General features: G+C 60.0%; 11 protein-coding genes. 4 read left to right on the plus strand and 7 right to left on the minus strand.

All coding sequences use genetic code 11. The features are described 5' to 3' along the window. Positions 1-74: 74 nt before the first annotated feature. Together PP4_RS27320 and folE2 are read left to right on the plus strand one after the other, a co-directional pair. A complete protein-coding gene (locus PP4_RS27320; RefSeq protein WP_041168154.1) occupies positions 75-455 on the plus strand; it encodes a hypothetical protein in 381 nt (126 codons plus the stop codon). 25 nt (positions 456-480) lie between these two features. Beyond that, positions 481-1,386: a GTP cyclohydrolase FolE2 gene (folE2, locus tag PP4_RS27325; protein ID WP_016502286.1), complete on the plus strand. Its 906-nt coding sequence runs from the start codon at positions 481-483 to the stop codon at positions 1,384-1,386. On the opposite strand, the gene PP4_RS27330 is transcribed toward folE2, so the two are convergent. Continuing rightward, positions 1,370-1,897, minus strand: a complete 528-nt coding sequence (locus PP4_RS27330) for a DUF3617 domain-containing protein (RefSeq protein ID WP_016502287.1) — start codon at positions 1,895-1,897, stop codon at positions 1,370-1,372. The two genes, folE2 and PP4_RS27330, sit on opposite strands and share 17 nt — an antisense overlap. Before the next feature lie 131 nt (positions 1,898-2,028). Between PP4_RS27330 and cls the strand changes: the two genes are divergently transcribed. After that, a complete protein-coding gene (cls, locus tag PP4_RS27335; protein ID WP_016502288.1) occupies positions 2,029-3,468 on the plus strand; it encodes a cardiolipin synthase in 1,440 nt (479 codons plus the stop codon). 73 nt (positions 3,469-3,541) lie between these two features. On the opposite strand, the gene cfaB is transcribed toward cls, so the two are convergent. After that, complete coding sequence (gene cfaB, locus PP4_RS27340) at positions 3,542-4,726, minus strand: C17 cyclopropane fatty acid synthase CfaB (protein WP_016502289.1); 1,185 nt, start codon at positions 4,724-4,726, stop codon at positions 3,542-3,544. Between the two features lie 207 nt (positions 4,727-4,933). Here cfaB and lpdA point away from each other — a divergent pair, with 207 nt between their 5' ends. Next, positions 4,934-6,334 (plus strand): dihydrolipoyl dehydrogenase, encoded by a 1,401-nt coding sequence (gene lpdA / locus PP4_RS27345; protein ID WP_016502290.1) that lies wholly within the window; start codon positions 4,934-4,936, stop codon positions 6,332-6,334. Positions 6,335-6,452: 118 nt separating this feature from the next. On the opposite strand, the gene glmS is transcribed toward lpdA, so the two are convergent. From glmS to atpD, 5 genes are all read right to left on the minus strand, one after another. After that, entirely contained in the window at positions 6,453-8,288 is a 1,836-nt protein-coding gene (gene glmS, locus PP4_RS27350; RefSeq protein ID WP_016502291.1) for a glutamine--fructose-6-phosphate transaminase (isomerizing), read from the minus strand. Positions 8,289-8,291: 3 nt separating this feature from the next. Further along, on the minus strand, positions 8,292-9,068 hold the full coding sequence (locus tag PP4_RS27355; protein ID WP_012274906.1) for a DeoR/GlpR family DNA-binding transcription regulator: 777 nt from the start codon (positions 9,066-9,068) through the stop codon (positions 8,292-8,294). 189 nt (positions 9,069-9,257) lie between these two features. Continuing rightward, on the minus strand, positions 9,258-10,625 hold the full coding sequence (gene glmU / locus PP4_RS27360; protein WP_016502292.1) for a bifunctional UDP-N-acetylglucosamine diphosphorylase/glucosamine-1-phosphate N-acetyltransferase GlmU: 1,368 nt from the start codon (positions 10,623-10,625) through the stop codon (positions 9,258-9,260). Positions 10,626-10,746: 121 nt separating this feature from the next. Further along, the gene (locus PP4_RS27365; RefSeq protein WP_041167946.1) at positions 10,747-11,166 is read right to left on the minus strand and encodes a F0F1 ATP synthase subunit epsilon; all 420 of its coding nucleotides are present in this window, start codon (positions 11,164-11,166) and stop codon (positions 10,747-10,749) included. A gap of 43 nt (positions 11,167-11,209) precedes the next feature. Continuing rightward, positions 11,210-12,586: a F0F1 ATP synthase subunit beta gene (gene atpD, locus PP4_RS27370; protein ID WP_016502294.1), complete on the minus strand. Its 1,377-nt coding sequence runs from the start codon at positions 12,584-12,586 to the stop codon at positions 11,210-11,212. Positions 12,587-12,593: the final 7 nt, after the last annotated feature.

Consider the following 12,593-nt stretch of genomic DNA (forward strand, 5'->3'; position numbering starts at 1 on the left):
TGCACAATGTTATAAAGTAACAATACAATTTCGCCAAGCCGTTCTCGACGGACGAGTATTCACCGGGGATGAAAATGATTCTGCTGCGCGCCATGGTGTTGCTGTTGCTCGCCATGCCTACTTCACTGACCGCCATGCCAAAGAACAGCCCGTTGGCGATGTGTACACGCAGCGCGACACTGCTTGCCTGCCAGGACGGCAAAGGCAGCTATTACAGCGTGCGCAGCGAAGGCAATACCTTCTACCTGCGCGGCTACGACTTCAGCAGCCGGCGCCTGTGGGCACAAACCAACAGCCGCTATGGCACGTTGACCTTTTTTACCGGCCTGGCCAGCGATGGCGAAGCCTGGGTGGGTTATAGCCGTCGCGTTGGCTGGACGACCCTGAACCGCGTATCCAGCTCCTGTGGGCAGCGCTTCAAGCTGCATTGCAGCCTGATCGGCGGTTGCCACTGATGCCTCTTTTTGTTTGGAAAGCCAGATGACCCAGCTCAAGCTCCCCGACATCGCAGCACAAACCCTGGAGTACACCTTGCCTTTGGACTGGGTGGGCATGTGCGGGATTGCCTTGCCTGTGCAATTCGAAGGGCGCACCGCAGCCGCCAAAATCGATGCAGGGGTAAGCCTGGTAGACGGCAGTTCACGCGGTATCCATATGTCGCGACTTTACCTTGCCCTTGAGACACTGGAGCACCAGCCCCTCACTCCACTCGCAATCAGACAGCTACTGGCCGGTTTCCTGAGCAGCCATGAAGGCCTTTCTTCGGCAGCCTACCTGCGGCTGCGGTTTGAGCATCTGCTGAAAAGGCCGGCCTTGATCAGCCCCTTGGCAGGCTGGAAAAGCTACGCCGTTTCGGTCGATGCACGGATAGAAAACGAAGTGTTCCACGTGGAACTATCTGTTTCCGTACCCTATTCCTCTACCTGTCCATGCTCAGCTGCGCTTGCACGCCAGCTGATCCAACAGCAGTTCCTGGACGACTTCAGCGAAGACCAAGTCGAAAAGTCCGCAGTAATGCAGTGGCTTGGCAGCGCCGAAGGTATTGTGGCGACGCCGCACAGCCAACGAAGTACCGCCCACATTCAAGTAAGGCTGCGCAGCAATGAGCACGTATTACCCATCACCGAATTGATCGATTGCATTGAGGCAAGCTTGGGGACCGCTGTGCAAACCGCGGTGAAGCGTGCGGACGAGCAAGCCTTCGCCTTGGCCAACGGGCAGAACCTGATGTTCTGTGAAGACGCCGCACGACGCCTGCACAAGGCGCTACGGCAATTGCAATGGAGCACGGCCTTCAAGCTGCGCGTGGAGCATGCAGAAAGCCTGCATGCCCACGACGCCGTCGCCACCAGCCAATGGCAATGGGACGTCAGCTGCGCGGTTTGACCGTGCCACAGTCATTGCCCAGCCACACCGCACGGGTGTTCATGCTGCCTTGCTGCTGCACACCCGAAGCGTTGAAGGTACCACTGACCTGCGTGGTGAATTCCCGGTCACTGAGGAAGGTGGCCTGGCCAGTGCCCTGTGCCTTGGGGCAGCTGAACTGGAACTTCCACACATTGCCGGTACGGTCGGTGATCTTCTGCGTGCAGCCCGACTTCGGGTCCTGCAGTGGGATGTCGTTGGTTGCCACCTGCTCTGGCGTCAGGCACGAACGCACGCCGTTGCCACCAACCGTCACCCCTTGTTTGGCCAACACCCCTTCCATCATCGCGCGCTGCTCTGGCGGCAGGTTTTTCAACTGACCGAGCATGAACTGCATGTCGGGTAGCGGCTTGCCATCGACCTGCATGTTGCTGGTGGTCAGCTCCCACAAACCTGGTTGCAGCACCTGCGCATGCACCAGCGGGCTGCTCGCAGCCAGGGCCAACGCCAACAGTGGCAGACGAATCTTCATGGACGATCGCTCCTGAAAAAACCGGCCAATCGGGCCGGGCTGAACCTTGGACGCCAAATCCACCTTCAGGTTGCAAGGCGGACCGGGAACGTGTTCTGTTAGCTCAAGTGTACTCGGCAAGCAGGATGCATATGGACTACCACAGCCCCTACTTTTTTGGTTACCTACTCGGACTGATTCACCTACTGGGTATCGTCGCCGCACTGCACGCAATCTTCACCGTGCGTACCGCCCAAGGTGCAATCGCCTGGGCCATGCCCTTGTTCTTCATCCCCTACCTTACCTTGATCCCCTACCTGGTCTTCGGCGCCCGCTCGTTCTATGCCTACATCAAGGCCAGGCGCCAGGCCAACCAGGAAATGCACGTGGCCATGGCCAATCTCAACTGGCGGCCCTGGGTGGAAGAAGCCCTGACCGCCCGTGAATCAGAAAGCTATGCAGCCCTGCGCGCAATGCCAAAACTGGGGCGCATGCCCTGCCTGGCGAACAACCAGGTGAAGTTGCTGATCGATGGCAAAGCCACGTTCGATGCCATCTTCGCCGCCATCGACAAAGCCCGCGACGTGGTGCTGGTGCAGTTCTTCATCATCCATGACGACACCCTCGGCAAGGCATTACAGCAGCTGCTGCTACGCAAGGCTGCCGAAGGAGTGCAGGTGTTCGTGCTGTATGACCGCGTTGGCAGCCATGCCTTGCCAGCCAGATACAGCCAGCAGCTGCGCGACGGTGGTGTACAGATTCATGCCTTCGCCACTCGCCGCGGATGGTTCAACCGCTTCCAGGTGAACTTCCGCAACCATCGCAAGATCGTGGTAGTGGACGGCCTGCTGGGTTTCATTGGTGGGCACAACGTAGGTGACGAATACCTCGGTGAGCACCCGAAACTTTCCCCCTGGCGCGACACCCATGTACAGATCGGCGGGCCGGTGCTGGCCTGCCTGCAGGAGTCGTTCGCCGAGGATTGGTACTGGGCCACGCGCCAGCTGCCGCCGCTGATCCTGCCAGATACCTACCCAGATAACGGGGTGCTATGCCAGGCCTTGGCCAGCGGCCCGGCCGACCCGCAGGAAACCTGCTCGCTGTTCTTCCTCGAAGCAATTCATTCAGCTACCCGACGGGTGTGGATCACCAGCCCTTACTTCATCCCTGACGAGGCAGTGTTCGCCGCCTTGCGCCTGGCAGTCCTGCGTGGGGTCGATGTGCGAGTGCTGATCCCGTCGCGGCCAGACCACCGGGTGGTCTATGCCGCCTCCAGCCTGTTCGCCTTCGAAGCGGTGCGCGCAGGTGTACGCATGTTCCGCTATCAGCCGGGCTTCCTACATCAGAAGGTGGTGCTGGTGGATGATGATGTCAGCGCGATCGGTAGCGCCAACCTGGACAACCGCTCTTTCCGTCTGAATTTCGAGATTACCCTGCTGACAGTCGACCGCAGCTTCGCAGACCAGGTCGAGCACATGCTGATCAACGACTTTGAACAATCGCGGGAAATTACTGCGGAGGACAGCCTAGACACGCATCGACTGCAGCAATTGGGCATGAGGATCGCACGGCTGATTTCGCCAATCCTTTAAGCTAAGCAGTCTGAGTGTGGGAGCGGCCCTTTCGCGACACAAGGCCGCTCCCACAAAATCCGCATCTACATGCTTAGCGATACAGGTCTTCGCGCGTCCAGGGCAGGTCATGGTGCCCGTCGGCGTATGGCTTCACTGCCAAGATCTGGTGCAGGTTGATCCAGCCCTTCTCAAAGGCATACGCGCACCCTGCGAGATACAGGCGCCAGATACGCAGGGTCTTTTCCGGCACCAGCGCTGCGGCCTTGTGCAACTGGTTCTCAAGGTTGGCGCTCCAGTGATGCAAGGTCTTGGCGTAGTGCAGGCGCAGGCTTTCCACGTCTACCACCTCCAGCCCCGCTTCACAGATGTTGGCGCTGATCATCGACAGGTGAGGTAGCTCCCCATGGGGGAACACGTAGCGGTCGATGAACTCACCTGCACCACGCCCGACCGGGCGTCCATCGATGTGCTTGGCGGTGATACCGTGGTTCATCACCAGCCCCCCTTCCCTCACGGCGCCGAACAGTTTCTGGCAATACAGCGCCAGGTTGGCATGCCCGACATGCTCGAACATGCCAACGCTGACAACCTTGTCGAAGCGGCCATCCTGAGGCAGGTCACGGTAGTCGAGAATCTGCAGGTCGACCTTGTCGGCCAAGCCTTCGGCCTTGACCCTCTGCCGGCCAAGCTTGAGCTGCTCCTTGCTCAAGGTGATGCCGAATACCTTGGCGTCATATTCCCGTGCAGCGAAGCGCGCAAGGCCACCCCAACCACAGCCAACGTCCAGCAGGTAGTCGCCGGCATTCAGGCGCAACTTGCGACACAGGTGATCGAACTTGTCCTGCTGCGCCTGATCGAGCGTGTTATCAGGCTCGCGGAAGTAAGCGCACGAATAGGCCATGTCCTGGTCCAGCCACAGCCGGTAGAACGCGTTGGAAACATCATAGTGGTAGGAGATGGCTTCGGCGTCAGTGCTTTTGTCATGGGCAAGCCGCGCCGGCGAAGCCTCTTCGAAATCAGGTAACAGCGCCTCGCTCAGCTCATCGCATACCCGGATGGCTTCACCGATATCGCCTTCGAGCTCCAGCTTGCCTTCGACGAACGCGGTGCCCAACTGCTCCAGGCTTGGGTGCGTCAACTGGCTGATCAACTGTGGCTCTTTGACCAGGATGGTGACCTGCGGGCTAGGCCCCAGATCGAACTGGTTACCGTCCCACAATTTCAGCCGCAGCGGCAGATGCAGGCTCTGCAGTGCAGGTGGAAGTTGCGCGAGCATGAACAACCCTCCTATCCGTGTTTGACCACGACGCCTGATATTTCGAACGTCGCCGGATCAGAGTAGTTCATTGGTGGAAGGTTTCCTCTAAACGAGACCAAGGTCTAGAACCAACTGATCTTATCCACACAGCAGATTGTATACAATTCTCGCATCTCAGCTTAACCTTGTGCCCCTCTCGCGCTTCTACATCCTGGAGTTGAACCCATGAAATCCTATGACGTGGTGATCATCGGCGGTGGCCCTGGCGGCTACAACGCAGCCATCCGCGCTGGCCAACTGGGCCTGAGCGTTGCCTGCGTGGAAGGCCGCTCAACCTTGGGCGGCACTTGTTTGAACGTGGGCTGCATGCCCTCCAAGGCACTGTTGCATGCGTCCGAGCTGTACGAGGCCGCCAGCGGTGAAGAGTTCGCCCACCTCGGTATCGAAGTCAAGCCCACCCTCAACCTCGCCCAGATGATGAAACAGAAGGACGAGAGCGTGACCGGCCTGACCAAGGGAATCGAATACCTGTTCCGCAAGAACAAGGTCGACTGGATCAAGGGTTGGGGGCGCCTGGACGGCGTCGGCAAGGTTGTGGTCAAGGCTGAAGATGGCAGCGAAACGGCGCTGCAAGCCAAGGACGTGGTCATCGCCACCGGCTCCGAGCCTACCCCTCTGCCGGGTGTGACCATCGACAACCAGCGCATCATCGACTCGACCGGCGCGCTGTCGCTGCCGCAAGTGCCCAAGCACCTGGTCGTCATCGGTGCCGGCGTGATCGGCCTTGAGCTGGGTTCCGTCTGGCGCCGCCTGGGCAGCCAGGTCACCGTTATCGAATACCTCGATCGCATCTGCCCAGGTACCGACACGGAAACTGCCAAGACCCTGCAAAAGGCACTCGCCAAGCAAGGCATGGTGTTCAAGCTGGGTAGCAAAGTGACCCAAGCCACTGCAAGTGCCGATGGCGTGAGCCTGACGCTGGAGCCCGCTGCCGGCGGCACCGCAGAATCGCTGCAGGCCGATTACGTGCTGGTGGCTATCGGCCGCCGCCCTTATACCAAGGGGCTGAACCTTGAAAGCGTGGGCCTGGAAACCGACAAGCGCGGCATGCTCGGCAACGACCACCACCGCACCTCAGTGCCCGGTGTGTGGGTGATTGGTGACGTCACTTCCGGCCCGATGCTGGCGCACAAGGCCGAAGACGAAGCGGTCGCCTGCATCGAGCGCATTGCCGGCAAGCCCCACGAGGTCAACTACAACCTCATCCCTGGCGTGATCTACACCCGCCCGGAGCTGGCCACCGTGGGCAAGACCGAAGAGCAGCTCAAAGCCGAAGGGCGTGCTTATAAAGTAGGCAAGTTCCCCTTCACCGCCAACAGCCGCGCCAAGATCAACCACGAGACCGAAGGCTTCGCCAAAGTCATCGCCGATGCCCAAACCGATGAAGTGCTGGGTGTGCACCTGGTGGGCCCAAGCGTCAGCGAGATGATCGGTGAGTTCTGCGTGGCCATGGAGTTCTCGGCCTCGGCAGAAGACATCGCCCTGACCTGCCACCCCCACCCGACCCGCTCCGAGGCCTTGCGCCAGGCAGCGATGAATGTGGACGGCATGGCGATGCAGATCTGAGCGGAGCCGCCAGGTTGATGCAGCCGAATCACATGTCTGGGTGCGCTGTTTAGTAGGCATCAGAAAGCAAAAAGCCCTCCTTGTGGAGGGCTTTTTCGAATCGGACAATCAGCGTTGGTTATTCGACAGTAACCGACTTGGCCAGGTTACGCGGCTGGTCCACGTCGGTGCCTTTGAGCACGGCCACATAGTACGACAGCAGCTGCAGTGGAATGGTGTACAGGATCGGCGCCAGCGCATCGGCGATGTGCGGAACCTTGATCACGTGAGTGCCTTCACCATTGGTCATGCCAGCGTGCTCGTCGGCGAACACTACCAACTCGCCACCACGGGCACGCACTTCCTGCAGGTTGGATTTCAGCTTCTCCAGCAGCTCGTTGTTCGGGGCAACGGTAACCACCGGCATGTCGTTATCCACCAGTGCCAGCGGGCCGTGCTTCAGCTCGCCGGCTGGGTAGGCTTCGGCGTGGATGTAGGAGATTTCCTTGAGCTTGAGCGCGCCTTCCATCGCCACCGGGTACTGTGCACCACGGCCGAGGAACAGGGTGTGGTGCTTGTCGGCGAACAGCTCGGCGATTTTCTCGACAGTAGCGTCCATGGCCAGGGCTTCACCCAGGCGGGTCGGCAGGCGACGCAGCTCTTCAACCAGCTCGGCTTCGACGCCCTCTTCCAGGGTACCGCGAACCTGGCCCAGAGCCAGGGTCAGCAGCATCAGCGACACCAACTGAGTGGTGAAGGCTTTGGTCGAGGCCACACCGATTTCCGGGCCGGCCAAGGTCAGCAGGGTCAGGTCAGATTCACGCACAAGCGAGCTGATGCCCACGTTGCAGATTGCCAGGCTGCCGAGGAAGCCCAGCTCCTTGGCGTTACGCAGCGCGGCCAGGGTGTCGGCGGTTTCGCCAGACTGCGAGATGGAGACGAACAGGGTATCCGGCTGCACCACCACCTTGCGGTAACGGAATTCACTAGCCACTTCCACCTGGCACGGGATGCCAGCCAGGCTTTCGAGCCAGTAACGGGCGACCATACCGGCGTGGTAGCTGGTACCACAGGCAACGATTTGCACGTTGCGCACTTTGGCGAACAGGTCGGCAGCCTTCGGGCCGAAAGCCTGGACCAGCACGTTATCCTTGCCAAGGCGGCCTTCCAGGGTGCGCTGAACAACGCTTGGCTGCTCGTGGATTTCCTTGAGCATGAAGTGGCGATAGTTGCCCTTGTCGGCAGCTTCGGCACCTTCATGGTACTGCACGGTTTCGCGCTGGACCTTATTGCCTTGCTGATCCCAGATGGTGACCTGGTCACGGCGGATTTCAGCGATGTCGCCTTCTTCCAGGTACATGAAGCGGTCGGTGACCTGGCGCAGGGCCAACTGGTCGGACGCCAGGAAGTTTTCACCCAGACCCAGGCCGATGACCAGCGGGCTGCCGCTGCGTGCAGCCAACAGGCGGTCAGGCTGCTTGGCACTGATCAGTGCCAGGCCGTAGGCGCCATGCAGGCGCTTCACAGCGGCTTTCAGGGCATCGGCCAGGTCCGGGGTGCTCTTCAGGGTGTGGTGGATCAGGTGGACGATGACTTCGGTGTCGGTCTGCGAATTGAAGACGTAGCCCAGGCCTTTCAGCTCTTCACGAAGCTCTTCGTGGTTTTCGATGATGCCGTTGTGCACCACAGCCACTTCATCGCCCGAGAAGTGCGGGTGGGCGTTGCCTTCGGTTGGCGCACCGTGGGTAGCCCAACGGGTGTGGGCGATGCCCAGCTGGCCGGCCAGTGGGTCGGCTGCTACAGCAGCGTCAAGCTCGCTGACCTTGCCGATGCGGCGGCGGCGCTGCAGTTCACCGCTCTGGGTGAGCACGGCAAGACCGGCGCTGTCGTACCCGCGGTACTCAAGACGCTTGAGACCTTCGATCAGAATGGCTGTGATATTGCGCTCGGCGACGGCACCAACGATTCCACACATGTTTTATTGCTCCTGGCTGATCGCGGCGCAGATCAGGTTGATGCCGCGGGCTTGAATTTGTTCGCGTGCCGCTGCGGGCAGGCGTTCGTCTGTAATAAGGGTGTGCACGCTGCCCCAGGGCAGCTCAAGGTTGGGGATCTTGCGCCCCACCTTGTCCGACTCGACCATCACGATCACTTCACGGGCGACTTCGGCCATGACGCGGCTAAGCCCGAGCAGCTCGTTGAAGGTGGTGGTACCCCGGCCCAGGTCGATGCCGTCGGCGCCGATGAACAGCTGATCAAAATCGTAAGAGCGTAATACCTGCTCGGCCACCTGGCCCTGGAACGACTCGGAATGGGGGTCCCAGGTGCCACCGGTCATCAGCAGCACCGGCTCGTGTTCGAGGTCGCAAATGGCTCGGGCCACGTTCAGCGAATTGGTCATCACCACCAGGCCGGGCTGGCGCCCCAGTTCGGGGATCATGGCTGCCGTGGTGCTGCCGCTGTCGATGATGATGCGCGCATGTTCGCGGATACGCCCGACGGCGGCACGCGCAATGGCCTTCTTGTAGGAAGACACAGGCTGGGCCGGCTCACCGAGCAGTTCTTGCGGCACCGGTACCGCACCGCCATAGCGCCGCAGCAACAGGCCGTTGGTTTCGAGGGCAGCGAGGTCTTTGCGAATGGTCACTTCCGACGTTTCGAAACGCTTGGCCAAGGCGTCCACGCTCACTTCACCCTGCTCGCTGAGCAAAGCCAGGATATTGTGCCGCCGCTGGGGCGTATTTCGTTTCGACATTCGCGCTTAAGTTTCGTTTCGAAAGATAATGGTTGCAATCAAAACCTAAGACGCTCGTTTCGTCAAGCAGTTGCTGCCCTGTGGATAGTTTCGTCAGATTTTGCGCTCCCACACCGGATTGCCGATCGGCCAATAAAAAAGCCGACTTATTCACATAAGTCGGCTTTCGATTGAACAGCTGTGAATAACTCAGCTCTTCTTGATTTTCTCCGGCCGCTTCCAGCCCGAGATATTGCGCTGGCGCGCACGACCCACAGCCAGGTCGGCGGCTTCCACGGTCTGGGTGATAGTCGAACCGGCTGCGGTGGTCGCGCCGGCCTTGATTTCCACAGGCGCCACCAGCGAGTTGTTCGAGCCGATGAACACGTCCTCGCCCATCACTGTCTTGAACTTGTTGGCGCCATCGTAGTTGCAGGTGATGGTGCCAGCGCCAATATTGGTGCGTGCACCGATTTCAGCATCGCCCAGGTAAGTCAGGTGACCGGCCTTGGCGCCTTCACCCAGGTGGGCGTTTTTCAGTTCGACGAAGTTACCCACATGGGCCTTGGCGTCCAGCACGCTGCCAGGGCGCAAGCGGGCGAACGGGCCGGCATCGCTGCCCTCGCCCATCACGGCGCCTTCAAGGTGGCTGTTGGCCTTGACCACCGCGCCTTTGCGCAGGGTGGTGTTCTTGATGACGCAGTTAGGGCCGATTTGCACATCGTCCTCGATGACCACTTTGCCTTCGAGAATCACGTTGATGTCGATCAGCACATCACGACCAACGGTCACTTCACCCCGTACATCGAAGCGCGCCGGGTCCCGCAGGGTCACACCCTGGGCCATCAGGCGGCGGCCTTCACGCAGCTGGTAATGACGCTCCAGCTCGGACAGCTGACGACGATCGTTGGCGCCCTGCACTTCCATCGGGTCGTGTGGCTGTTCAGTGGCCACCACCAGGCCGTCGGCCACTGCCATGGCGATGACGTCGGTCAGGTAGTACTCGCCTTGGGCGTTGTTGTTCGAGAGGCGGCCCATCCAGTCGGCCAGGCGCGCGGCTGGCAGCGCCAGAATACCGGTGTTGCCTTCCTTGATCGCTTTCTGCGCGTCGTTGGCGTCCTTGTGCTCAACGATGGCAGTCACCCGGCCTTGCTCGTCACGCACGATGCGACCGTAGCCGGTCGGGTCGTCGAGCGATACCGTAAGCAGGCCCAGCTGCTGTTCATTGGCCTTGGCCAACAGGCGTTGCAGGGTCTCCACTTCGATCAACGGTACATCGCCGTACAGCACCAGCACGGTGTCGGCGGTCACGGCCGGCAATGCCTGGGCTACCGCATGGCCGGTACCCAACTGTTTTTCCTGCATGACGAAGTTCAGGTCGTCAGCGGCCAGGCGCTCGCGAACCAGCTCGGCACCATGACCAATAACCACGTGGATACCTTGCGGCTGCAGCTGGCGCGCGCTGTGGATAACATGGCCGAGCATGGAGTTGCCGGCTACCGGGTGCAGCACCTTGGGCATAGCCGAGCGCATGCGGGTGCCTTGGCCGGCGGCGAGAATAACGATATCGAGTGACATTACTGGCTACCAATCCTGGGCGGTCAGTGAAAGACCGGGGGGAGAAAAATCAGAAAAAGAAAAAGGGTAGCCGAGGCTACCCTTTTACTCAATCGCAACAGAAGTTATCAGCCGAGGCCGATTACTTGCCTTTGCGCATTTGCTGGACGGTACGCAGCTGGGCTGCGGCCTCGGCCAGACGTGCGGCGGCGGCACTGTAGTCGAAGTCCGCGCCTTTCAGATTCAGGGCGTTCTCGGCAGCCTTGAGGGCTTCCTGAGCTTGCGCTTCATCCAGGTCTGCAGCACGTTGCACGGTATCGGCAAGCACCTTGACCATGTTCGGCTGAACCTCGAGGAAACCACCAGAGATGTAGAACACCTCTTGGGCGCCACCCTGCTTGGTCAGCGTAATCGGACCTGGCTTCAGATTGGTGATCAGCGGCGCGTGGCCTGGAGCGATACCAAGATCACCCAGGTTACCGTGCGCAACCACCATCTCGACCAGACCGGAGAAAATTTCTCCTTCCGCGCTGACGATATCGCAATGGACTGTCATAGCCATCTGCTTGCCTCAACCTGATAGCGCCCCTTGCGGGGCGCAGGAATTACAGTTTCTTGGCTTTCTCGATCGCTTCGTCGATGCTGCCGACCATGTAGAACGCTTGTTCTGGCAGGTGGTCGTAGTCACCTTTGAGGATGCCGCTGAAGCCAGCGATGGTGTCTTTCAGGGAAACGTACTTGCCTGGCGAACCGGTGAAGACTTCGGCCACGAAGAACGGCTGCGACAGGAAGCGCTGGATCTTACGAGCGCGGGCTACCAGTTGCTTGTCGGTCTCGGACAGTTCGTCCATACCCAGGATCGCAATGATGTCCTTCAGCTCTTTGTAGCGCTGCAGAACATACTGAACGCCACGAGCGGTGTCGTAGTGCTCGTTGCCGATCACGTTCGGGTCCAGCTGGCGCGAAGTCGAGTCCAGTGGATCGACCGCTGGGTAGATACCCAGGGAGGCGATGTCACGGGACAGAACGACGGTGGCGTCCAAGTGGGCGAAGGTGGTCGCTGGCGACGGGTCGGTCAAGTCGTCCGCAGGTACGTATACGGCCTGAACGGAGGTGATCGAACCTTCCTTGGTGGAGGTGATGCGCTCTTGCAGAACGCCCATCTCTTCAGCCAGGGTCGGCTGGTAACCTACTGCCGAAGGCATACGGCCCAGCAGTGCGGATACTTCGGTACCGGCCAGGGTGTAACGATAGATGTTGTCGACGAACAGCAGAACGTCGTTACCTTCGTCACGGAACTTCTCAGCCATGGTCAGGCCGGTCAGCGCTACGCGCAGACGGTTTCCTGGTGGCTCGTTCATCTGACCGTAGACCAGTGCTACTTTGTCGAGAACGTTGGAGTCCTTCATCTCGTGGTAGAAGTCGTTACCCTCACGAGTACGCTCACCCACACCAGCGAACACGGAGTAACCGCTGTGTTCCATGGCGATGTTACGGATCAGTTCCATCATGTTTACGGTCTTGCCGACACCGGCACCACCGAACAGACCAACTTTACCACCCTTGGCGAACGGGCAAACCAGGTCGATAACCTTGATGCCGGTTTCCAGCAGGTCGTTGCCGCCTGCCTGGTCAGCGAACGAAGGCGCTGGCTGGTGGATACCGCGACGCTCTTCTTCACCGATCGGGCCGGCTTCGTCGATCGGGTTGCCCAGTACGTCCATGATACGGCCCAGGGTGGCCTTACCAACAGGAACGGAAATGGCAGCGCCGGAGTCAACGACTTCCAGACCGCGCTTCAGGCCTTCGGTGGAGCCCATCGCAATGGTACGAACCACGCCGTCGCCCAGCTGCTGCTGAACTTCCAGGGTGGTTTCCGCGCCTTGTACTTTCAGCGCGTTGTATACACTCGGCACGACATCACGTGGGAATTCCACGTCGATGACGGCGCCGATGATTTGAACGATACGTCCGCTACTCATAGCTGGA

The sequence above is a fragment of the Pseudomonas putida NBRC 14164 genome, assembly GCF_000412675.1.
GTDB lineage: Bacteria > Pseudomonadota > Gammaproteobacteria > Pseudomonadales > Pseudomonadaceae > Aquipseudomonas > Aquipseudomonas putida.